The organism is Bacillus sp. cl96 (assembly GCF_900100505.1).
Lineage (GTDB): Bacteria > Bacillota > Bacilli > Bacillales > Bacillaceae_G > Bacillus_A > Bacillus_A cereus.
Window position 1 is genome coordinate 120,353 of sequence record NZ_FNDM01000007.1, and the last position, 22,906, is coordinate 143,258.

Here is a 22,906-nt window from a genome sequence, read left to right on the forward strand (position 1 = left end):
AACTGTTGTTACTGGGCGCTTATAATAAGCGCTCTTTTGTTTATATTAAAAACCGATTCTACTAAGAATCGATTTTTCTGCTTTATAATAAAACATGTTTATTTTCAAATTTTTTTGATGCAAGATGACATTTGTTGCAGAATCAAATACATCCCTTCCTTGTTATACAAGCTTATTTCCATTAGAAATATCTACTTCAATATTTCTAGTTGACCAAGACCTTCTATAAGTTGTTAAGATGCAAATTTCACTTTACTACCTCAAATTTATTGTACTCGTAAAAAGATAATTGAAAACGATATTCCGGATGTTCTCTCACCCAATCGTAGGCTTCTTCTAAAATTTCCATTTTGTTTTGCAAGTCATTAAGTTCACTACATTCGTCCCTTTTCTGTTTGCACAGAGGGCAGAATCCATTCACTATTTCCGCACTCGTCGCCCTAATAGTTTTACTTTCTAAATCAACTACTAGACGAAGAATAACAGAATGCTCTTCTTTTGTAGTCACCTTCATTTCAGCAATCCGATCCTCATTCCAAAAGACACCGTTTAATTCCATCTTTACTGTGACATCTTTAATATCCAAGTCTACCACTATCACACCTCCCTTGTACAAAACTCAATCTTACTCTTCTATTTTAAACTTTAATACACCACAACTTAAAGAGATATTAAGTTTTTTCCAATTCTTCTTTACTATGAAAGAAAGTGTAGTTAATGCTAATTGTGTGGTAAATATTATCCCAAAAACTAAAACAGTTAAAATGTTAAAGATCGTTTCCATTAAACTACACTCTTTTCTTTATATATATTTTTATTTTATTAATACGGTTTAAAACTCTTATTACGTCTTAACAATCCCAAAGCAATTATAATGCACAATCACAACAACAAGTTGATGCCTATTTAATATCAATACGCTGTTATTACATGTATGTAGTTAGAGGGGGAGGAGAAATTCATTTAACCTCTGTATTCTCCTCCATCTCAGCCAAATACCTAATCTGCCGTTCCGCTTTTCTCACTGCTGTACGAAAATGTTTTTTCAGGAGTTCCACTGTATTTTCACTTATATAATATCTTTCCGTTATACTTTCCCACGTGTCACCACTTTCAAATGTACTCCATTCAAAAGGGCGTTCTGTATTTTTCTTTAGTTCTTTAAAAACCCATTTTCGCATCTTTTTTTTCGCTTTTTCTGTTAGTTTTCCGTTTTTTACAAGTTCAAGTTCACCATGTCTTTTGTATCGCTTATTGATATCTCTCTCGCTATATACTTTAAGAAGTATATTTGCTGTATTTTCAGCATCTGCTAAAGCACGGTGCTGTTTTCCTTCCCACGTTAAAGCGAGCTGTTCTACCGCAAATTGTAAACTTGGCGTATGTTCAAATAATTCCTCATATGCTTGGAAAACAAATTTTTGCAAATCAATTCTATTTTCTTTTTCTATACTTGGGCATTCAACACCATATAATGTACAATCATGAGATAGAAAGCGATAATCTTCTTTTCCCCATGAAACAAATATAGAACCTTCGCCGATGAACTGAATAAATTTCTCTATAATTTGAGGGAATTTTTCTACACCCATTAAATCTTTTTTCGTAATACCGGTTAATTTTGTTGTATGACGAGTTAATCGTGCACTTGGTTTTACTAACTCCGAAAATTCTTCAATTATCTTCATTGTACCTATTTCTATTTTTACAGCTCCGATATCAACTATTTCTGATGGATCTTCTGATTTATACGGTCTGAAATTCCTTTCAATATCAAACACAATGAAATGTGTAGCGTTTTTCAATTTATTTACCTCTTTCTAAATTCCTTTTCACACAAACACTTTATTTTCAGTATTTATTTATTCATGTACTTTATACAAAAATACTCCGAATAAATAAATGAAAATTCAGTCTTGTTATGATATGTAAGTAGGAGGACATCTATAAAAATGCAAAAAAAAGAAGGGCGAGCCCTTCTTTTTTCAAAAATTACTTCTTGTTTACGTTAGTAGCTTGAGGTCCACGGTTACCTTGTTCTACTTCGAAAGTAACTTCTTGACCTTCTTCTAAAGTTTTGAAGCCTTCGCCTTGGATAGCTGAGAAATGAACGAATACGTCTTCTCCGCCTTCAACTTCGATGAAACCGAAACCTTTTTCTGAGTTAAACCATTTTACTTTACCGTTTTGCATGAAAAAAATCCTCCTACAATGTACCTATATGTACATATTCATTTTCAACCACCTTACAATAATAAGCCAGATATTAAAAAACTGCAACCCCTGAGGAGATTTAACATTGCTATCCTCCTCGGAAGTTACAGCTCATTTAAATCTCTATATTATTAAAAGTAAAATGGTTTAAATATACTATATCATATCAATATAATAAAAGTAAAGTTTTTTTCTTAAATTATTTTTTGTTCCCACTGCATTGCTTTTAATTCACCTGATCCGGCTACTACATAACCATCTTTTTGATTAACAATGCGCCATCCGTGCCCTTTAACTGAATCACATACTGTAACAATACCTTCTTCAAGAAGCACACGGCACACACTACTAATCCCCGCCTTATTTTGCGTTGAAGTTGTATATAAAACATGTTGATCCACACTTAAGTCTAAATAACTACTTGCTTTCTGCTCACTTTGACATGTATGCCAATATATTTTTTCACTTGCAATACTTTCATCTATTTTACAATAAGAAATATTTCCGCTAACTCCCTTGCACGATCCACTTGCCGCTACTAAATAAGAATTGTGTAAAGTCAACGCGGAGATCATTTGATTCATCGCAATTTTAATCCTCTTTAATTTACGTGTCTTCAAATCAAAGAGCCAAACACCACCATATTTAGCATGTATTTTCGTACCAATAAATAAGTAATGTTTATATAAAAATAATGATCGAATAGACGGTGCCGCACTGCCATACTCAAGAAACGGATGAATAGTTTCCCATGTCAAACCGAAATTATTAGAAAGATACAGCGTTTTTTCTCCATGAGCAACAACAGTTCCTTGTACATTGCTACATACATTCCAACTCGTTGCTTTTGTTGGAAAACGCTGAATTGTCCAGTTCTCTCCACCATTCATACTGCGAATAAAAATCCCTTCGTCACCTACACCATAAACTACATTATCTTCGCTATGTAAATCCCTAATTCGTTTTTGAAAACCATTTAAAATTCGTTTCCATTCTCCGTCTTGTTCAACAAATAAGCCATTATATGTAGTAGCTAACAACAGTTTTCCATCTCTTAACTTTGTAATAGCAGTTGCACTTAACATTGTCTCCACGTTGACACTCCCATTCTTAGAACTTCTCAGCAAATGCAATTGCAAAATTACTGCATTTTTCAACATCCTCTTCATCTTCTGGAGCTAATTCAATTTTCAGCCCTTCTTGTACAAGCTCTGCACCGCGTTCCACAAGACGTTCTTCAAATATCGTTACCGCTTCACAAAACAGTTCATACGCTGTATCACCCGATCCGAATACCGCTACCTTTTTCCCAGCTAAATCTATATTTTCTAAGTCATCATGAAAATCTTCCGCTTCAAATGGTAATTCACCATCGCCCCACGTATAAGATCCTAAAATGATTCCATCATAAGCTAATAATTCTTCAGCGTCCATGCCTTCCATTTCTTGCAATACTACTTCATGATCAAAAGCATCTAAACTAACTTTAATTAAATCAGCAATACTCTCTGTATTTCCTGACATACTTGCATAAGCTATTAAAATTTTTGCCACTTTGGCATCCCCCTCTAACAATAAATGATTCTCATTCTCATTATATTAATAATGAGAATCAATTTCAATTGATTTTTTCTACTTTTATTTACATTTCACATTACTTATTTCAAATAAGGTGAAACTTTAATCAGTGAGGGTATTCATCCCCCACCTAACTTCTTTGTTTCCGCTGAATTTTGAGGCGGGGGGGGGGCTTACTGCCCGGCAAATAGCGGGATAAAGTGAAAGTTTAATGAGTCCTCACCAATCAGGCTTTTTCAGACAACCCACAAAGAGCGGAATAAATAAAAAAGCACCGATGACTATACAATCATCTGTGCTTTTTTATTATTTTTTAAAAATACCAAAAGGCTTTCCTACTGGTAAAACAACTTTTCCGAAGTGTGTATTTAACACTGCTGCAGCTGAACCGTAGAAAGATAATAATGAAATAAGAAGTTCAGAATATGCTGCTAAATTATGCATTGCATGCGGCATAACACCTAAAGTACTTAATGAAAGACCGATAAATAAGAAATCAATAAGGACGAAAATCATAAATAATACTTTATGTGTTTCCATTGCACCAATTGTCATAAAGATTGTGAAAATCAAATATCCGATAAAGGCTACACCAAGCTGTTTTGAATCTGCAGCTTGTGCTAATTTTTCGCCAAATACTCCAAGTTGAATTAACCAAGTCATTCCAACACCTAGCCAAAATAGACCGTACGCACCGAATGCTGTTGTACCGAATGTATTGTTATGCTTTGCATCATGAATGCAAGCAAAGATTTGTGCAAATCCTCCTAAAAAGATTGCCCACGGTAATACAAGTGAAACGCCATCTGTTAAGCCTAACTTTTGAGATGATGCTACAAGTGTTACCATCGCTAATCCAAATAGACCAATTCCAGATGGATCCGCTGTTGTCATTTTCACATGATGTGTAGTAGTTTGATTGCTCATATAAACCTCCTGATTATAAACATACTCGAATACAATACTTAAATCAGAAGACTATGTCAATGGTTTTTTTTGTATGTTGTCAGACGTTATATTTTATAATGATTAAATATATTTCTGACCACTTCATAAGGTTTTATATTCACTTTTTCCAACTCGTTTATCGGTAACCATAACGGAATATAATTTCCCCTACCTTCCAGCTGAAATTCCTCAGCTGTTCCGCTTCCGAACACTCCGCCTGTAATATAGGCAGCATAATAATATTCATTTCCTTTATATTTTACCTTTGCAATAAGGTGCTCCACTTGTATATGTACCCCTAATTCTTCGTATACCTCTCTTTTCGTTGCCTCTTCAGGCGTTTCACCTTCCTCAATCCCTCCGCCAGGAAAAACATAATATCTTTCCTCTTCTCGAATACGTTTTATAAGAGCGATTTTTCCTTCCTGTACAATGATAGCGGCTCCGCGATTTCTTATCATTTTATTACCTCAATACGAATCGCAACTGTTCCCCACTCTTTTTCTTGTTCTTTCGTATATATTTTGTATGTACTTTCTAACATTTCCTCTAAACTATCATTTTCACAATCCAATAATTTTTTATCGATTTGTTCATATATAGCTTTAAAGCTCTCGTATCGCTTTATTTCCGTTACTTTTACCGTCATCATTTCTGTTGTCTTAAGATTCGTAAATACGATTTCATCGTCTTTGTTTATTAGTTGACGTTTTTTATCGTATAGGCGTACTTCATATACTTTTTTCCCTGATCGAATTGACTGAAACGGTTTATTATATAAACCCATTTCGTATCGCATACATCCCACTCCCTTTTGTTCATTTCACCTATTAATACAGTTCACATTACTACATCTTGCATATAATATTCCATACGTATCACTTAATTGAGAAAGGAGGCTGAAGAAGCATGTTATATTTAAATCAAAAACCTGAATATAATAAATATGATATTGGTGATTATACTTATAGTAAAGTAGGACCAACCATTTTTTCTTGGAACGATGAAACAAAATTGAAAATAGGTAAGTTTTGTTCATTAGCAGAAGAAGTCGTTTTCATACTTGGCGGTGAACATCGCGCAGACTGGATAACAACTTATCCATTTAATGCACTTTTTGATGAAGGAGCACATATTACTGGTCACCCTTCTTCAAAAGGTGATATCGTAGTTGGCAATGATGTATGGATTGGTTATCAATCCTGCATTTTATCTGGTGTTACAATTGGTAACGGTGCCATTATTGGTGCAAAAAGTGTTGTTACAAAAGACGTCCCTCCATATGCAATTGTGGCTGGTAATCCAGCAAAATTTATTCGATATCGTTTCCCGCAAGAAACAATTGACAAACTAGAGAATCTTGCATGGTGGGACTGGGACATTTCTGTTATAAAAGGAGCTATTCCATTACTACTTTCCGACAAAATCGACGAATTTTTCACCTCGCCCGAAAATGAATCTATATGATTAAAACAGAAAGAGCATCCAATTATTTTTCAGGATGCTCTTTCTGTTTTTATTTTTTATGTCCATGCAAATGATTACACGGAGAACATTGAAATGGAATCTTATCTAAGCAATTAAAGTTTGTTTCGCAAATTTGTTCAATCGTTGGAACAAATGGAATGACAACTATGTTACTTTCTACTATTTGTGTAACAGGTGGCAATACTGTGCCTACTTGATGTTCAAAACGAATACTCGCTTGATTTATATAATTTCCTGAACCATTTGGCGCGCTCTGTACTGCTACTTGGAACGAAACTGTCCTTGCTTCACCAGGATTTAAACTTCCGATAAGAAACCCTACTGCCGGGCTTACATTCGGCACTGGCGTATTATCAACCGTTACACTTCCAGGAACAAATCGAACACTACTATCTAACATATCTTGAAAACGAATATTTTGCATTACAGTATCACCCGTATTTGTGATGACTGTCGTAAACGTAATGACATCTCCAATTGTTGCTACCTGTAAATCTGCCGTTTTTACGACTGTCGTTGAGACATTTTGAGGAATAAACGGGATAACAACTGTATTACTATCACCTTCAACTACTACTGGCGGCTCATTCGGATTTACAGTTGCAAGCCCATTCGCTGTAGCAGTATTTGTAACTAAATTATTTACTTGCCCTCCTATTATTACAACTTGGAAATTAATAATTGCTGCATCATTTGGCTGAAAATCACCTAACGGAATACCAGTATTCGGATTAGCAAATGGAAGAGGTACATCATTTACCGTTACCGTACCATTTATAAATAGCGTATTCGGATCAATGATATCTGTTAACACAATATTGGTCACAGGAACTGTACTATCATTTATAACAGCGATTCCGTAAGTGACAACATCCCCTATCATTGCTACTTCAAAGTTTGCTCCTTTTGCAACAAATAAGATTGCAGTATTTACCGTCACTATAACTGTATTGCTTGTATCCATCACTGTAACTGGCGGCTCCCCTGGTACTAAAATATATTCTGCTAACGCCCCAGCAACGTTCACTACTGTACCACCATCCGGAAAACTTGTAATCGTAGCTTCATATGTTACAAGTGACGTCTCACCAACTGGTATATCAGGTATCGTAAATCCAATCTGCGGATTTAACCCCGGTTGCGGAACCCCATTTATCGTTACACTATTTGGAACGAAATCAGCTTCCTGAGATAGCACATCGATAAATTGAACATTCATTGCATCAGCAGTACCAGTATTTAATATACGAACAGTATACGTTACCGTTTCTCCTACACCAACAACTGAATGGTCTACTTCTTTTAGCATATCTAAGCTACCTCTATTTACCGGCGTAACCGTCGTATTACTTGAATTTGTAATTGTAGACGGAGGTTCTCCTGGAATCAATTCGAAATCACCCGTTACTCTTGCTGTATTCATAATGCTACTAGAAGGCGGAACTGCGATTACATTTACTTCAAATGTAATTAATACACTATCCCCTACTGCAAGATCAGGCAATGCAAAGCCTACAAATGGATCTAAACCTACTTGCGGAATCCCATTTATTTGTACACTTCCAGGAACGAATTCTAAACTAGGTGATGGAACATCGATAAACTGAACATTCGTTGCTGTTACCGTTCCCGTATTTGTAACTTGCACACTATACGTTAACGTATCTCCTAATCGTGTCGCTTCTTTATTTACAGATTTTATAACGCTGAATCGTCCTCTATTCACTCTAGTTATCGTCGTATTACTCGGCTCTGTTACTACAACTGGTGGTTCTCCTGGCACTAAAGTAAAGCTTCCTGTTATATTTGCAACGTTCGTAATTGTTCCTGATGACGGGATGTTTGTAACTGTCGCTTGAAACGTCACTATAACTGTTTCACCAACTGGGATATCTCCAACTCCAAATCCAGTAATCGGATTTAAGTTTGGTTGCGAGGCTCCATTTATCGTTACACTATTTGGTACAAATGACGCCCCTGCTGAAATGGTATCAACAAACTGAACAGCATTAGCTGTTACTGTTCCAGTATTTGTTATTTGAACCGTATACGTTAATATATCTCCAACGAGAGTAGCAACCCTATTTACTTGTTTAATAACATTAAATTGCCCTCTATTTACAGTTGTAAGTGTTGTATTGCTCGGCTCTGTTACTATAACTGGTGGTTCTCCTGGTACTAATACAAAACTTCCAGTTACATTTGCCGTATTGGCAATTGTTCCGTTTGATGGCGCACTAACAACGGTTACTTGGAAGATGACTTCTACACTTTCACCTGGGTTTATATCTGGAAGCGGGAATCCATTATTCGGATTGAATCCAGGTTGTAACACACCGTCTATCGTTACAGTGTTCGGCACGAATGCTATAGAGGAAGGTAATACATCACTATATTGAATATTCGTTGCTGGCACTGTTCCTGTATTTTGAACTACTGTTGTATATGTGATTGTATCGCCTACTGCAACAACCGGCTGACTCACTGATTTTAAAACATTCAAACCAGGCTCATTGATTTCTGTTAATGTCGTATTACTTGTCGTTGTTTCCGTAATAGGCGGTTCTGTTTCACTTACAGCAAATGTAGCTGTAACGTCTACAAAATTAACAATCGTTCCACCTTCTGGTATGCTTGTAACCACTTCCTGATATGTGACAAGTACAAAATCATCGACAGGTATATCTGGAACTGTAAAACCAATGAAAGGATCTAATCCTGGTGCTGGTACCCCGTTTATGCTCACACTTCCTGGTACAAATGCTACACCCGCGGAAGTAGTATCGATAAATTGAACATTCGTCGCTGGCACTGTTCCGAAATTAAAAATCAATACATCATACGTTAATATTTCTCCTACCGTCGCTACTTCTTTATCTACTAGTTTCAATGGAAAAATAAACGCTATATTAATTGTCGTAACGACTAAATTTGTTAATATCGTTTCCGTAATCGGTGGTTCCTGCGGATTTGGTTGTGAAGTAAATGTAACATCTGCATCATTTAATATGACTTCATTATCTGGAATTTCTGTAATCGTCACTTGGAATGTGACCTCAATACTTCCACCAGCGATTAATAATGGAGTAACTGTAAATCCTATTTCTGGATTTAAATCAAGTTGCTGCACTCCACCTATCGTTACACTATTGTCAACAAACGTCGTTCCTTCTGGTATGACATCTTGGAAGAACACATCTGTAACAGGGATAATTCCTACGTTTGAAATGAGCACAGTATACGTTAATACATCCCCAACGGCCCCAGTTGCAACATCAACTGTTTTTGTTGCAGTTACTTCACCAGGAGGAGGTAACGGTATTGTAACTACCGTTGTATTACTTGAATTCGTTGTTGTTACAGGTGGCTGTAAAGGATTTAATAAGAAAGTGGCTGTAGCAGATGCTGTATTTAATACCGCTCCACGTGTAGACGGTGCAACTACCGTAACTTGGAACGTTACTGTCAATGATGTTCCAGCTGCAATATTAGGAAGCGGGAAACCAACATTTGGGTCAAATCCAGGTTGTGGCGTTCCATTTATCGTTACACTATTTGCTACAAAAGTTGTTTCTAAAGCAATTGGATCAAGGAAAGAGACATTCGTTGCTGTTACTGTACCGTTATTTCGAATGACAACAGAATACGTGTAAGTTTCTCCAAGTGCTGCTTGTTGTACAGATGAAGATTTTTGTATATTTAACTGTGCTGTGTTTACTTGCGTCACTACAAAATTACTATTTGTAACAGTCGTTATTGGAGGGTTTGCTGGATTTATAAGAAAACTTGCAGTAACGTTCGATTGGTTTCTTATATTTCCACCGCTCGGAACACTCGTCACTGTAACTTGAAACGTAATCGTAGCCGTTTGCCCGACCGGAATATTTGGTACCGGGAAACCTAGCATAGGATCCGCGCCTTGCTGTACGACTCCATTTATCGTCACACTATTTGCTACAAAGGCAGTACCAGACGGAATTGGATCTTGAAAAACAATATTCGTTGCAGGAACAGTTCCTGTATTTTGAATAAGAATGGTATACGTTAACGTATCTCCTACACCGGCTTGTAGTGTATTTACACTCTTCATTACATTAAGTGATCCTACATTCACTCGCGTCACAACAATATTACTAATCGTTACAATTGTAATTGGTGGCTGGAGAGGACTTACTTGGAAATCAGCAGTGACATTCGCATTATTCGGAAGAACTCTATTTGGTGGTACACTCGTGATTGTCACTTGAAAAGTGACCGTCACCATTCCTCCTACTGGAATATTAGCAAGTGGAAATCCAGTTGTCGGGTTTAAACCTGGTTGAGGTGTCCCGTTTATTGTTACACTATTCGCTACAAAAGTGGTTCCAACTGGAATCGGATCAAGGAATGATACATTTGTCGCTGTCACCGTTCCACTATTTTGTATACGAACTGTATACGTTAACGTATCTCCTACACCGGCTTCAGTAGCACTTACACTTTTCATTACATTTAACCCTGAAGAATTCACGATCGTCATAACAGTATTACTTGGTACTGTTACAGTAATCGGCGGCTCTGTTGGATTTACAAGGAAATCTCCAGTTACATTCGCATTATTTACAACATTATTTCCTTGGGGAATTTCATCAATTAATACTTCAAATGTAACAATAACACTGGCGCCAGTAGGCAAATTATTTAATGGGAATCCAAGTTCTGGATCTGCCCCTTCTTGTAAAACACCATTCACAACTACACTATTTTCAATAAATAATGTCCCTTGGGGAATTGAATCTTGGAAAAATACATTCGTAGCTGGTACACTACCTGCATTTATGACTTCTATTGTATATACTAAAATATCCCCTACTGTTGCAACATCCGTATTGACTGCTTTCACAACTTCAAAGTTTCCTGATTGTACTGTCGTATTCACAACATTACTCGGTACATTGATTGTTACTGGTGGTTCATTCGGATTCACTTGAAAGCTTGCTGTTACATTTGCTTGATTTAAAATATCTTCATTTTCTGGATTCTGTACAATTACTACGTCAAATGTGACTACAACCGTTTGAGCCGCAGGAATATTCGGAAGAGAGAATCCTGTATTCGGATTTAGTCCACTTTGCTGTACTCCATTAATTGTTACAGAATTTGCAACAAATGAAACAGCAGAAGAAATAGGGTCTTGGAAAAATACATTTGTTAACGGAACATTCCCTGTATTTTGGACGGCAATTGTGTACGTTAAAGTATCCCCTACCGCCGCTTGCGTTGTATTTACTTCTTTTATTACATTTAAACCGCCTGTATTAACTTGTGTCACAACTGTATTCGTTTGTCTATTAATTGTTATCGGTGGCTGATTCGGAATAACGACGAAATTAGCAGATACATTTCCGCGATTCGCAATCGTACCTCCCGATGGTGTAGATGTTACTCGTACTTGAAATGTAACAGTCCTACTTCCGCCAGGAGATATATTAGCTACTGTAAACCCAGTCGCTGGATTTACCCCAGGTTGTGAAACCCCATCCACAGTCACACTATTTGCTATAAATGTCGTTCCAATTGGTATTGGATCTTGAAAAATAACGTTCGTTGCAAGTACATTTCCTGTATTTTGAATTGTTACCGTGTACGTAAGAACATCGTTAACCGTTGCAAAAGCTCTATCCACTGTTTTTCTCGTTGTTATATCAGCTATATTAATTGTCGTAACTACAGTATTACTTGTCGCTTGCCCTGAAACTGGTTGTTGACCAGGCACTGGAGTAAAGGTAAATGTTGCACTTGCACGGTTTGGAATTGGATTGACAAGAGGGTTCGATGTTACTCGAACTTGAAAGCGCACTACAGTCGTTTGCAAAGCATTAATACTTCCTAGATTAATACTACTTGCTGGATTCGCTCCTGGACGCGCTACTCCATTTACCGTAACGCTATTTGCGACAAATGTTGTTCCAGCAGGGATACTATCAACAAAAATAACATTGCTCGCAGTGACATTTCCATTATTTGTAATATTAACTGTGTACGTTAATACATCATTAAGCGTTGCCGTCTGTAAATCTACAGATTTCTGCATACTTATAGTTGCTTGATTCACTGTCGTTTGTACTGTGTTTGAAGAAGACGTACTTGTAATAGGAGGACTACCAACGAAAGGACGAAATTGATATGACACCATTGCACGATTTAAAATAGGATTGGGATTCGGGAATGATATTATTCGAACTTGAAATGTAACAATTCTTTGCGTGTTATTTGGGATTGTACCTAAATTAATTCCATTAGAAGGGTTTGCATTCGGCTGTGTTACTCCCCCTACCGTAACACTACCTGCAACAAACGTCGTTCCGTTCGGAATACTATCACGTAATACAACGTTTTCTGCACTTCCTGTTCCTGTATTTGGGACCGTAATCGTATAAGTGAGAATATCCCCTACCCCTGCGACTGTTCTATTAACTGATTTAACAGGATTAATAATTGGACCTGTTGCATCAATTTGAACACCAAAACCAGCTGCTGCGTATCCATCTCCATTTGTAACAAATCGAACCGTTGCTGATGTTTGACTGTTTACTAAAGATGAGGAGGCATCTACATTCGTAATATCCCACCCTTGTCTTCGGACGGCCAAAGCTACCCCTAACGGCTGATTCAAATCTCCAAACGTGCCGCTCGTATCTAAATTTCCACTATCATTACAAATTTGTGACTGAAAGAAATTATTCGCAGGATTTCTCGGTCCGAATAATGCAACTGTAGCATTTGCATTCGGCCCAAAGCGAAGTTGATCTCCAACAATGTTAGAATCACCTTCTTGAGCAGTTACGAGCACTCTTCCTGTAACAGCTCCTGTTGCCGGCGTAGCAAAACCTGAAATTGTAGCATCAACTGGCGGGGATGAAGCATCGATAATTTCTTGACCTGCATATACTGACAAATTTCGAAGTGGTAAACTTGCATTTTGATACACAACCTCAAGCGTCCATCCAGCTGAACGACTGATTGTCGGGTCGGCTGAAGTTCTTGCAGCTGGCACAGCACCCGTTGTATATGTGCCTGCTCCACCTGCACTAACAAGATTTGTTACATTGGCAGAGCGAGCATAATAAAACTGATTTCCTACTGAACCTTGCTGCGCGGTAGCAGGATCTGGCGTAACAGAAAACGTCCCTGCTGGCGTTGTAAATGTAATGTTATCATTTAAAAATGGTAACACATCTTCCGTATCAGTCCGGAAAGTACCAGCCCAAACTAATTCTGCATATAATACACTGCTTCCCGCTGGAAGATTTAAAATTGCACTTGAAGAATTCAATTGCCATTCATCTGTTGTCCCTGCTGGGAACCCTGGTACTTGCAATGCTGTATTTACTGTCGTAAACACAGCAAGTGTACCAAAAATATTACCTGGTGCAGGTGATGTAGGGCTAAGTCCCAGCGTATTCCCAGTAAACGTGACGGCACCAGGTACTGTTGTCGTAAACCTATTTATAAAAGGCACACAATCATCTCATTTCAATTATAGTAAAAAGTGCTCTATACTATAAAATGTAGACAAACTATACAATGTACGTTGTCCAACAAAATTCCGCACATATGAGAGGGGTTTATAAAACTATGCGCTACGTTATCATAACAGGAACTTCACAAGGTTTAGGTGAGGCAATCGCTACGCAATTATTAGAAAAAAATACAACTGTCATCTCTATTTCTAGAAGAGAAAATCAAGAGCTTACAAAACTTGCAGAGCAATATAACAGCAATTGCATTTTTCATTCCCTAGATCTTCAAGATGTACATAACTTAGAAACTAACTTTAAAGAGATCATTTCATCTATTAAAAAAGACAATGTATCCTCTATTCATTTAATTAATAATGCGGGTACAGTTGCACCTATGAAGCCAATTGAAAAAGCTGAAAGTGAACAATTCATTACGAACGTTCACATTAATTTACTTGCACCTATGATTCTTACATCTACATTTATGAAACATACGAAAGACTGGAAAGTAGATAAACGCGTTATTAACATTTCATCTGGTGCAGGAAAAAACCCTTACTTTGGCTGGGGCGCTTATTGTACAACGAAAGCTGGTGTAAATATGTTTACACAGTGCGTAGCAACTGAAGAAGTGGAAAAAGAATATCCAGTAAAAATCGTCGCTTTTGCACCTGGCGTTGTTGATACAAATATGCAATCACAAATTCGCGAAACAAATAAAGAAGATTTCATAAATTTGGACCGCTTCATTGCATTAAAAGAAGAAGGAAAACTATTATCACCTGAATATGTTGCGAAAGCTATTCGTAACTTACTAGAAACTGAGGACTTCCCTCAAGGCGAGGTTATTAGAATCGATGAATAACAAAAAGGCGTGCTAAAATAGCACGCCTTTTTGTTCTACTTCTCTAAAAATATAAGCACAGACTCCGCAATTTGCTCATAACCAATTTCTTGATAAATTTTATTCGATGTCGGATTCGCTAAATCAGTATATAACGTAGTCGTCTTGTACCCTTCATCTAACATATGTTGACTAAGTGCCGCTACACACTTAGATGCGTATCCCTTTTTCCTTGCTTCTTTCGGCGTATATACAAAATTAACTGTTATATTATTTTTAGTTGGTCTCGTTTTTGCAGCTACAGAAACGAGTTTCCCATCCACTTCCAAACCAAACAGTCGATTTGTAGTTATTAATGTATATGCAGTTTGTTTTGCTTCTTCTTTCGTAGTAGGAAGCTTTACATCTTCACAAAATTGATATATCCACTGTTCTATTAATGGTAATTCATCATTATTTACCGCTCGAAAAAGTCCATTCGCATTACACTTCTTCTTTACTCTGTTCAACTCATACACACCTTGCTCCATTGCAACATTCATTTTCTTATTTTCTAATACCGCAATCTCTTCCGCTAATTTCTGTACAATTTTCTTATTACCGATCAATCCAGGAATATCCGGATATACTTTCGTTAACTCTTTTGCAAGTTCCTCAATAGCTACTCCCGAAATTTCAGAAGTTGCAACAATGATTTGTTTCTTCTCTTCTGTTTGCAGAAATACAACCGCAATGTCTTCTCCTTGTTTCGCTATCCCCATAAATATCGGTCCTTGAACCATTTGTAATACACCTAATATGAGATTGTTTTCCTGCTCATTCTTTTCTAGAAATGGTGTAACATCTTCTTTAAAATGAAAAATCTCTTCATATACATGTAATTGAATCATCGACAATCTCTTCTCTCTATTTATATTTTAATTAAGTATTGGCGATTAATTCATTAAATCCCTCTTTTACGATTCAATAATATTCAAAGCTAATGTATTCAAGGCATTTTCAGCTTGTAAAATTCTCTGTTTTTCCTTTTCAAATACATCTTCTTCTTTTCGAAAGGACTCTTTTCGATTTTTAATCATACGCTTCATTTCTTTTTTACTCGGTCCACCGTATACATTTCTTTTTTGAATAAAAGCTTCTGGCGATATAATTTCTTTCCACTCTTTTTCTAATACATTTATTTTAAAATGTTCTTGCAAATACATATTTACATCTTTGAAGTGTAATTCATGTAGTTCTGTTTTCTGCTCCAATGACATATTTGCAATAGCACTTGCTGCATGATGAGCATGCCGAAATGGAATTTCATAATTTTTCGTTAAAACATCAGCGAAATCCGTTATCGTTATTGCATGTTTATAGGAACGACTTTTTAACGTTTCTTCTTCTACTTTCATCGTTAGGATCACTGCATTCATCATACAAAAAACACGAATCGCCTTTTCAATCCCTTTATATAAATATGGCTGCAAGTCATCTTCCGTATCGACAATATCACCAAATGGTGTATTATGAATCATTTGAAATACTGTAAATGCTTCTCCTAAAGCACTACTCGTAATTGCACGAGCGTGTTCAATTGAAACCGGATTTCGTTTTTGCGGCATAATACTACTAATTTGTACATATGGCTTTGCAACAGTAATACCGTCATATTCTTTCGTTGCTAACAACAAAAAGTCATGAATCCATCTACTCGTATTCGTCATCATTACCATAAGTAGCGAGCTAACTTCTAATAAATAATCCGCTCCGGCAACAGCATCATATGAGTTCTCAATTACAGTTGTAAATCCAAGTAGATGAGCAACTCGTTCTCGTTTAATCGGGAAACTTGTTGTAGAGAGTGCAGCCGCCCCCATTGGAGACTGATTTAAAAGCTGGTACGTTTTTTTCATTCGTTCTAAATCTCTTTGCATCGTATCATAAATTGCTAACGTATAATGACCAAATGTTGTTGGCTGTGCCGGTTGTGTATGTGTATAAGCTGGCATGATCGTTTCCTTATGATCATCAGCAAGTTGCAGTACGCTTTCTTGCAATAACAAATGCTGTTCTATCAATCGTAATACATATCGCCTTAAACTCATGCGATACATCGTTACGCCCATATCATTTCTACTTCTACCAATATGCATATTACTTACAAAATCGCATTTCGCTTCTTGAGAAATTAAATGTTCGACTAAAAAAAAGAGATCTTCATGCTGCTCTGTATAGAGCAATTGCTCTTCTGGAATTCCCTCTACCTTTTTTAATGCGTGCAATATAACTTTAGCTTCTTCCTTTTTCATTAAATTTTCTTCCGTCAGCATCGTAATATGTGCTTTATGCACTTGAAACATATCTTTCAATAAGTAATTTCGTTGAAAATCAAATACATGTTGTAATACACAATCCACATATGTTTTTCCAGGGAAATCAGCGCCTTCACTCTTTATAAACTCTTCCTTACTCTGTTTCATCACCTTTTCCCCTCTCACCTAAGTATTACTACCCATCATACCCATTGATAGAAAAAAAGTGCCTGTACATAAAAATAAACTCGGTGCTCTCTGCACCGAGTTTATTTAATAAAAGTCGCATCATACTTATCACTTTGCAACACTTGGAAATGTAAGTTTGCTAAATGTTTCCGTATTTCTGCACTATCGTCTTCATTTAAATTGTTCGCCAAAAACACAATTTCTGTACAGTTTCCACGTTTATCCATAGCGTAAACCGCTTTTGTAACCGTCCATGGTGTGTAACCATTCTTTTGCCCAGCATGTCTAAATGTTTTACGATATTTCTTAGCACTCATGTCTGTTTCAACGATATTTGCCCACACTTTTTCTTCAGCTTCTGTCAAGCCACCTTTATGGTTTGCCTTTTGAAGTAATACCATATAATCATTTGCAGAAGCTGCTGGTAATCTATCTGACCAAATTTTGTCGTAACGTTCCTCTAAATAAAGCGGAATTTCCTTCTGTAATAATGGTCCCTTCTTCTTTAAGCGTTCATGAATAATCATCGAATATTCACGATATTGCTCTTGAGACATTTCTTTTAACTTTTTCTCTATTTTATATTTTGGAACATGTAATTCTTTATGCAAATATCCCGGGATATACAAAGATGAAACGATTGGAAATAGTGGTTGATGTGCAGGAAGTGATAAACTTTGTAAATTTCGATTGATGTTATCTAATCCTAACAATTCCATTAAGTATTCAGCATTTGCATTCGAACTAAACTTAACCATTCCTTTTGCCACTTCTTCTAAAGAAACCGCTCCTTCAGTTATCTTGCCCGTCTTCTCCAAATACTTTTGCCATCTATCTTGCGCACCACCATCTGTATTCGGCACATAATAGCGATTCACATCATTAATCGACACGAAACTAGAAGAATCAATTTTCCCTTCAGTAACTTGTTTCGTATATTCAAGCGCCACAATTAATTTCATCGTACTAGCAACTGGCAATACAACATTTGGGTTTACAGAATAAACAACTTTATCATTTCTCTTTACTAGAAGCGCACTATTTTTTTCATCTTTATGTTCTTCAATAAAAGATGCAATATACTGTGCATCATCATTATTTGAACTCCACACTTTTTTCACTAAAAAGTTACCCGATATTAGCAAAACAAAAATACCCACAATTACTGCGCATACTATAGTTTTTTTCAAGTAAAATTCCTCTCCTATTGTGTAACTCTTCTCTATTTATCATTTAAAAACAAAATAATGGAGATGGTCATTTACATAACCATCTCCATTATTTTAACTTGTATGCTCCTATTATGTCTACGTCATAAATTTCACAAAATCCTCAAGAAACTTTTTATAATGTAACGACCAACCAATTCGCACCCAATTTTTTAATGCTTTTGCATCAGGTTGAGGCCGAAAATCAGCAATACTCTCTCCTTTTGCAATTCCAGCTGTATCTACATCGACACGACGATATACATAATCTAAAAGGGATGGATTTGCCGCAACCATCATTGTAACGACGTCATGTACTGGACTTCCTTTTATTTTCGGATTTAACTTTCTATAAGCTTTATAATAGTACGTAAATATCGGCTCGATTAACTTATTAAAACTCGTTTTAGAGTGTTTCGTAATATATTTTACCATTTCCGGTGTAATAATTGCTTCAGATGTAACGTTAAGTGGCACTAATGTCACATTTTTGGCATTTTGCATAACTAATTGTGACGCAATGGGATCACCATGAAAATTCGCCTCTGCGACTGGTGTTACATTGCCAGGCATTAAGAAAGCACCGCCCATTATATAATATTCTTTCACATACTTCATCATCGGCTTTTCTAAAATAAATGCTGTCGCTAATGTTGTCGATCTACCAGCATCGACTATTATTAATTCTCCTTTATATTTTTCAAGAAGATCAAAAAATGTACAAAAAGGCTTTATATTTGGTGAAAAAGTTTTTGGAGGTTTAATTGGCCCTAAACCGTCTGTCCCATGAATTTCTGGATAATACGTCGTAATATCTCCGGATAAAGGAATTTTCGCACCATTAATAACAGGTATATCTTCCCGTCCTGCCATTTGCAATAAATATGCGGCATTACTTGTCGCCTTTTCTTGTGTTACATTTCCATATCCCGTTACTACACCAACAATATCAATATCAGGATGCAACAATCCATACATAATTGCTAAAGAGTCATCAATTCCCGGGTCTCCTAAAAATAACACTTTTTTCATCGACCTCAACTCCATCCCCTCAGTTGTTATTAATTTATGAATAACCGTGGATATACAGAATAAAAAAAGAACAAATTCATACGAAAAAACGCAGTCTTATAAGGACTACGTTCTTCAGCTAACCTATACTGTTTTTTTTACAGCACTCATACTTCCAATAACATAAGCGATAAACGCAAAACAAATCGGGAAGACAACTGTATGTATACCGAACGGATTTGGATAGAAAAGATGAATACACATATATGAGCCTACCCCAACTAAAATAGACGCAAGCGCTCCTGTAGCATTTCCTTTCCTCCAATATAACCCTAATACGATTGGCCAAATGAATGCTGCTTCTAATCCACCGAAAGAAAATAAATTTAGCCATATTAAAAAATCTGGTGGTTTAATCGCCGCTGCATAAACGAGTAGTCCTACAATACCAGTAATCCACAAACTTCCTTTTTTTATCGTACTGTCTGCTGCATCTTTATTTATGTAATTTACATATATATCTTTAATAATTGACGAGCTTACAAGTAATAATAAAGAGTTTACTGTAGACATAATCGCTGCCATCGGTGCAGCTAAGAAAACTCCAGCTAACCAAGGAGGTAACACTTCCATCGCAAGTAGCGGCATTACTTTATCTGGTACCGTTATACCTGGAAGTACTACTCTTGCAAATACACCAGTTAAATGCATACCGATCATAATTGTGCCAACGACAACGGTTCCAATTATTAAAGCTTGATGCATCGCTTTTGAATTTTTATAAGACATGGCACGCACGCTAATTTGCGGTAAGCCGACAACGCCAATTCCAATTAAAATCCAAAATGATGTAACATATGATTTCGTTAAACTGCCATCTGCTCCGAATGGTGTAATTAACTTTGGATTAATTTGAACAAGTTCCTGCATAATCTTTTCAATTCCACCACCAGCAATGACAGTAGCAATTAAAATGATTGTCGTTCCAACTAACATAATGATTCCTAATAATGTATCTGATAGAGCAACTGCACGAAATCCACCAATTAATACGTACACAAGTACAGAAAAAGTAAATAAAAATAGTGCTGTTGTATACGATAGACCAGTTAGTGACTCGATTAATCGTCCACCACCGACCCACTGGGCTACTGTCGCTGAAAATAAAAAGATAATAATACATAACGCAGAAAGTATAACAACTGCTTTATTATTGTATCTCCCTTTTAAATAATCGATAAGAGTAATTGCTTCCATCTTCCTAGCGATAATTGCAAACTTTTTACCGATAACCGTTAAAACGATATAGCCTGTTACAACTTGAATCGCAGATAACAGTACCCATCCAAGCCCCATATTGTAAGCAATACCAGGGCCACCAATAAAGCTACTTGCACTACCGTACGTAGCAATCATTGTCATCGCTAATAATAAACCGCCTAGCTCACGCCCACCAAGAAAATATTCTTGTAAAAATTTATTATGAGCAGTTGCTTGCACACGTCTTGAAGCATATACACCAATTAAAAATACAACGATAAACGAAATTATCATTGGAATGATTACATACCAATTCATCTATTATTCCTCACTTTTTTCTTCCTCATCGAGTGAAATATCTTGAAATACAAAACGAACAACTAAACTAAGTAAAATAACCATAACGATAAATCCAACGATACAGCTATAAAAAAACCATGCGGGAAAACCTAATACATATGTATATTCATTCGGATTTTTACTACCAAGCCCATAAGCAAATCCGTACCATATTATAAAATTAATAATAGCAAGTCCAAGACCAATTAACGCTTCTCTATGGGCTATTCGAAAGCGTGGATCATCATGATAATCTTTCATTTTTACCCCTCCTCTCACGATGTATTATTGTACCATTGTTCTTCTAGTTTTTCCTACTAGAAAGCAAAAACAAGCAGGATTTTTTATAATCATATAGAAGATTCTCTTACATTACATATTTTTTACAATTGTAACACAAATGAAATTTGAATTTTCAGTATTTCTTAATTATGATTTTAATTAGAGGCTTTCCATCTAGTTTCCACATCCTTGATTTCGGAATAAGCGCCGTCTCGTACTGCGTTTACATTATATTTTCAAGGGGGTTATACAATGAGTCAACTAGCTGTAAATCTTCATGAAAAGGTAGAGAAATTTCTTCAAGGTACAAAAAAGTTATATGTGAATGGATCTTTCATTGAAAGCGCTTCCGGTAAAACATTTAAAACACCTAACCCAGCAACTGGTGAAACACTTGCCGTCGTTTCTGAAGCTGGTCGCGAAGATATTCATAAAGCTGTAGTCGCAGCTCGTATGGCTTTTGACGAAGGTCCTTGGTCTCGTATGAGCACCGCTGAGCGAAGCCGTCTCATGTACAAGTTAGCTGATTTAATGGAAGAACATAAAGAAGAGCTTGCACAGCTCGAAACATTAGATAACGGAAAGCCAATCCGTGAAACAATGGCAGCAGACATACCACTTGCAATTGAGCATATGCGCTATTACGCTGGATGGGCTACGAAAATCGTTGGTCAAACAATTCCTGTTTCCGGTGATTACTTTAACTATACACGCCATGAAGCTGTTGGTGTCGTTGGTCAAATTATCCCTTGGAACTTCCCGCTTCTTATGGCAATGTGGAAAATGGGAGCAGCGCTTGCTACAGGATGTACAATCGTTTTAAAACCTGCAGAACAAACTCCACTATCTGCTCTATACTTAGCTGAATTAATTGAAGAAGCTGGATTCCCGAAAGGTGTTATTAATATCGTACCTGGATTCGGTGAATCAGCTGGACAAGCTCTCGTTAATCATCCACTCGTTGATAAAATTGCATTTACCGGTTCTACTCCTGTCGGTAAACAAATTATGCGACAAGCATCCGAAACATTAAAACGCGTTACACTTGAATTAGGCGGTAAATCACCAAATATCATATTGCCAGATGCTGATTTATCTCGCGCGATTCCTGGTGCACTTTCTGGTGTTATGTTTAACCAAGGACAAGTATGCTCTGCTGGATCACGCTTATTTGTTCCGAAGAAAATGTATGATAATGTCATGGCTGATCTCGTCCTCTATTCTAAAAAACTAAATCAAGGTGTCGGTCTTAACCCTGAAACAACAATTGGCCCTCTCGTTTCCGAAGAACAACAAAAACGTGTAATGGGCTACATTGAAAAAGGGATTGAAGAAGGCGCTGAAGTACTTTGCGGAGGAAGTAATCCATTCGATCAAGGCTACTTCGTTTCTCCTACAGTATTCGCTGACGTAAATGATGAAATGACGATCGCAAAAGAAGAAATTTTCGGTCCAGTTATTTCTGCAATACCGTTTAACGATATTGACGAAGTAATTGAACGTGCAAATAAATCACAATTCGGCTTAGCGGCTGGTGTGTGGACAGAAAATGTTAAAACAGCACACTATGTTGCAAGTAAAGTACGTGCAGGTACAGTATGGGTAAACTGTTATAACGTCTTTGATGCAGCATCTCCATTTGGAGGATTTAAACAATCTGGTCTTGGCCGTGAAATGGGATCTTACGCATTAAATAACTATACAGAAGTAAAGAGCGTTTGGCTTAACTTAAATTAATGAGAAAGA

At 36.6% G+C, this 22,906-nt stretch carries 18 protein-coding genes; 3 read left to right on the forward strand and 15 right to left on the reverse strand.

Going from position 1 to position 22,906, the window contains the following annotated elements; all coding sequences use genetic code 11:
• Positions 1-247: 247 nt before the first annotated feature.
• The 8 genes from BLT20_RS16965 to BLT20_RS17005 all read right to left on the reverse strand — a co-directional run bounded on the left by BLT20_RS16965 (position 248) and on the right by BLT20_RS17005 (position 5,539).
• Positions 248-595 (reverse strand): hypothetical protein, encoded by a 348-nt coding sequence (locus BLT20_RS16965; RefSeq protein ID WP_000227983.1) that lies wholly within the window; start codon positions 593-595, stop codon positions 248-250.
• Between the two features lie 364 nt (positions 596-959).
• Complete coding sequence (locus BLT20_RS16975; RefSeq protein WP_000786417.1) at positions 960-1,805, reverse strand: exonuclease; 846 nt, start codon at positions 1,803-1,805, stop codon at positions 960-962.
• Positions 1,806-1,992: 187 nt separating this feature from the next.
• Complete coding sequence (gene cspB, locus BLT20_RS16980) at positions 1,993-2,193, reverse strand: cold shock-like protein CspB (RefSeq protein ID WP_001179150.1); 201 nt, start codon at positions 2,191-2,193, stop codon at positions 1,993-1,995.
• A gap of 215 nt (positions 2,194-2,408) precedes the next feature.
• Positions 2,409-3,308, reverse strand: coding sequence for a WD40/YVTN/BNR-like repeat-containing protein (locus BLT20_RS16985; RefSeq protein WP_000449496.1), 900 nt, complete (start codon positions 3,306-3,308; stop codon positions 2,409-2,411).
• A 16-nt stretch (positions 3,309-3,324) separates the two neighbouring features.
• Entirely contained in the window at positions 3,325-3,768 is a 444-nt protein-coding gene (locus BLT20_RS16990; RefSeq protein WP_001062752.1) for a flavodoxin, read from the reverse strand.
• Between the two features lie 330 nt (positions 3,769-4,098).
• Positions 4,099-4,719 (reverse strand): acetate uptake transporter, encoded by a 621-nt coding sequence (locus BLT20_RS16995; RefSeq protein WP_000070938.1) that lies wholly within the window; start codon positions 4,717-4,719, stop codon positions 4,099-4,101.
• 86 nt (positions 4,720-4,805) lie between these two features.
• Positions 4,806-5,201, reverse strand: coding sequence for an NUDIX hydrolase (locus tag BLT20_RS17000; protein WP_000620822.1), 396 nt, complete (start codon positions 5,199-5,201; stop codon positions 4,806-4,808).
• Positions 5,198-5,539, reverse strand: coding sequence for an ASCH domain-containing protein (locus BLT20_RS17005; RefSeq protein ID WP_001268367.1), 342 nt, complete (start codon positions 5,537-5,539; stop codon positions 5,198-5,200). Before BLT20_RS17005 ends, BLT20_RS17000 begins: the two co-directional genes overlap by 4 nt.
• Positions 5,540-5,649: 110 nt before the next feature.
• Between BLT20_RS17005 and BLT20_RS17010 the strand changes: the two genes are divergently transcribed.
• Positions 5,650-6,207 (forward strand): CatB-related O-acetyltransferase, encoded by a 558-nt coding sequence (locus tag BLT20_RS17010; RefSeq protein ID WP_000966303.1) that lies wholly within the window; start codon positions 5,650-5,652, stop codon positions 6,205-6,207.
• A 49-nt stretch (positions 6,208-6,256) separates the two neighbouring features.
• Here BLT20_RS17010 and BLT20_RS17015 read toward each other — a convergent pair whose 3' ends face one another.
• The gene (locus BLT20_RS17015) at positions 6,257-13,729 is read right to left on the reverse strand and encodes a DUF7507 domain-containing protein (protein ID WP_001115925.1); all 7,473 of its coding nucleotides are present in this window, start codon (positions 13,727-13,729) and stop codon (positions 6,257-6,259) included.
• Between the two features lie 116 nt (positions 13,730-13,845).
• Between BLT20_RS17015 and BLT20_RS17020 the strand changes: the two genes are divergently transcribed.
• Entirely contained in the window at positions 13,846-14,595 is a 750-nt protein-coding gene (locus BLT20_RS17020; RefSeq protein ID WP_001271070.1) for a (S)-benzoin forming benzil reductase, read from the forward strand.
• Positions 14,596-14,630: 35 nt separating this feature from the next.
• On the opposite strand, the gene BLT20_RS17025 is transcribed toward BLT20_RS17020, so the two are convergent.
• From BLT20_RS17025 to BLT20_RS17050, 6 genes are all read right to left on the reverse strand, one after another.
• On the reverse strand, positions 14,631-15,464 hold the full coding sequence (locus BLT20_RS17025) for a GNAT family N-acetyltransferase (protein ID WP_000615381.1): 834 nt from the start codon (positions 15,462-15,464) through the stop codon (positions 14,631-14,633).
• A 66-nt stretch (positions 15,465-15,530) separates the two neighbouring features.
• Positions 15,531-17,039: an argininosuccinate lyase gene (gene argH / locus BLT20_RS17030; protein WP_000813965.1), complete on the reverse strand. Its 1,509-nt coding sequence runs from the start codon at positions 17,037-17,039 to the stop codon at positions 15,531-15,533.
• 101 nt (positions 17,040-17,140) lie between these two features.
• Positions 17,141-18,250 carry a serine hydrolase gene (locus BLT20_RS17035; protein WP_000751368.1) on the reverse strand — a complete coding sequence of 370 codons (1,110 nt, stop codon included), beginning with the start codon at positions 18,248-18,250 and terminating at the stop codon, positions 17,141-17,143.
• 117 nt (positions 18,251-18,367) lie between these two features.
• Positions 18,368-19,300, reverse strand: coding sequence for a nucleoside hydrolase (locus BLT20_RS17040; protein WP_000756458.1), 933 nt, complete (start codon positions 19,298-19,300; stop codon positions 18,368-18,370).
• Between the two features lie 123 nt (positions 19,301-19,423).
• Complete coding sequence (panF, locus tag BLT20_RS17045; RefSeq protein WP_001104820.1) at positions 19,424-20,857, reverse strand: sodium/pantothenate symporter; 1,434 nt, start codon at positions 20,855-20,857, stop codon at positions 19,424-19,426.
• 3 nt (positions 20,858-20,860) lie between these two features.
• Positions 20,861-21,139, reverse strand: coding sequence for a YhdT family protein (locus tag BLT20_RS17050; RefSeq protein ID WP_000656239.1), 279 nt, complete (start codon positions 21,137-21,139; stop codon positions 20,861-20,863).
• A 273-nt stretch (positions 21,140-21,412) separates the two neighbouring features.
• On the opposite strand from BLT20_RS17050, the gene dhaS reads away from it, so the two are divergent.
• Complete coding sequence (gene dhaS, locus BLT20_RS17055; protein ID WP_000080281.1) at positions 21,413-22,897, forward strand: aldehyde dehydrogenase DhaS; 1,485 nt, start codon at positions 21,413-21,415, stop codon at positions 22,895-22,897.
• Positions 22,898-22,906 lie beyond the last annotated feature (9 nt).

Bases quoted from the DNA above. Each gene is read 5' to 3' on its own strand.
- cspB (WP_001179150.1), bottom strand. From the start codon at position 2,193: ATGCAAAACGGTAAAGTAAAATGGTTTAACTCAGAAAAAGGTTTCGGT.
- BLT20_RS16995 (WP_000070938.1), bottom strand. From the start codon at position 4,719: ATGAGCAATCAAACTACTACACATCATGTGAAAATGACAACAGCGGAT.
- BLT20_RS17000 (WP_000620822.1), bottom strand. From the start codon at position 5,201: ATGATAAGAAATCGCGGAGCCGCTATCATTGTACAGGAAGGAAAAATC.
- BLT20_RS17005 (WP_001268367.1), bottom strand. From the start codon at position 5,539: ATGCGATACGAAATGGGTTTATATAATAAACCGTTTCAGTCAATTCGA.
- BLT20_RS17010 (WP_000966303.1), top strand. From the start codon at position 5,650: ATGTTATATTTAAATCAAAAACCTGAATATAATAAATATGATATTGGT.
- BLT20_RS17020 (WP_001271070.1), top strand. From the start codon at position 13,846: ATGCGCTACGTTATCATAACAGGAACTTCACAAGGTTTAGGTGAGGCA.
- BLT20_RS17025 (WP_000615381.1), bottom strand. From the start codon at position 15,464: ATGATTCAATTACATGTATATGAAGAGATTTTTCATTTTAAAGAAGAT.
- argH (WP_000813965.1), bottom strand. From the start codon at position 17,039: ATGAAACAGAGTAAGGAAGAGTTTATAAAGAGTGAAGGCGCTGATTTC.
- BLT20_RS17040 (WP_000756458.1), bottom strand. From the start codon at position 19,300: ATGAAAAAAGTGTTATTTTTAGGAGACCCGGGAATTGATGACTCTTTA.
- panF (WP_001104820.1), bottom strand. From the start codon at position 20,857: ATGAATTGGTATGTAATCATTCCAATGATAATTTCGTTTATCGTTGTA.
- BLT20_RS17050 (WP_000656239.1), bottom strand. From the start codon at position 21,139: ATGAAAGATTATCATGATGATCCACGCTTTCGAATAGCCCATAGAGAA.
- dhaS (WP_000080281.1), top strand. From the start codon at position 21,413: ATGAGTCAACTAGCTGTAAATCTTCATGAAAAGGTAGAGAAATTTCTT.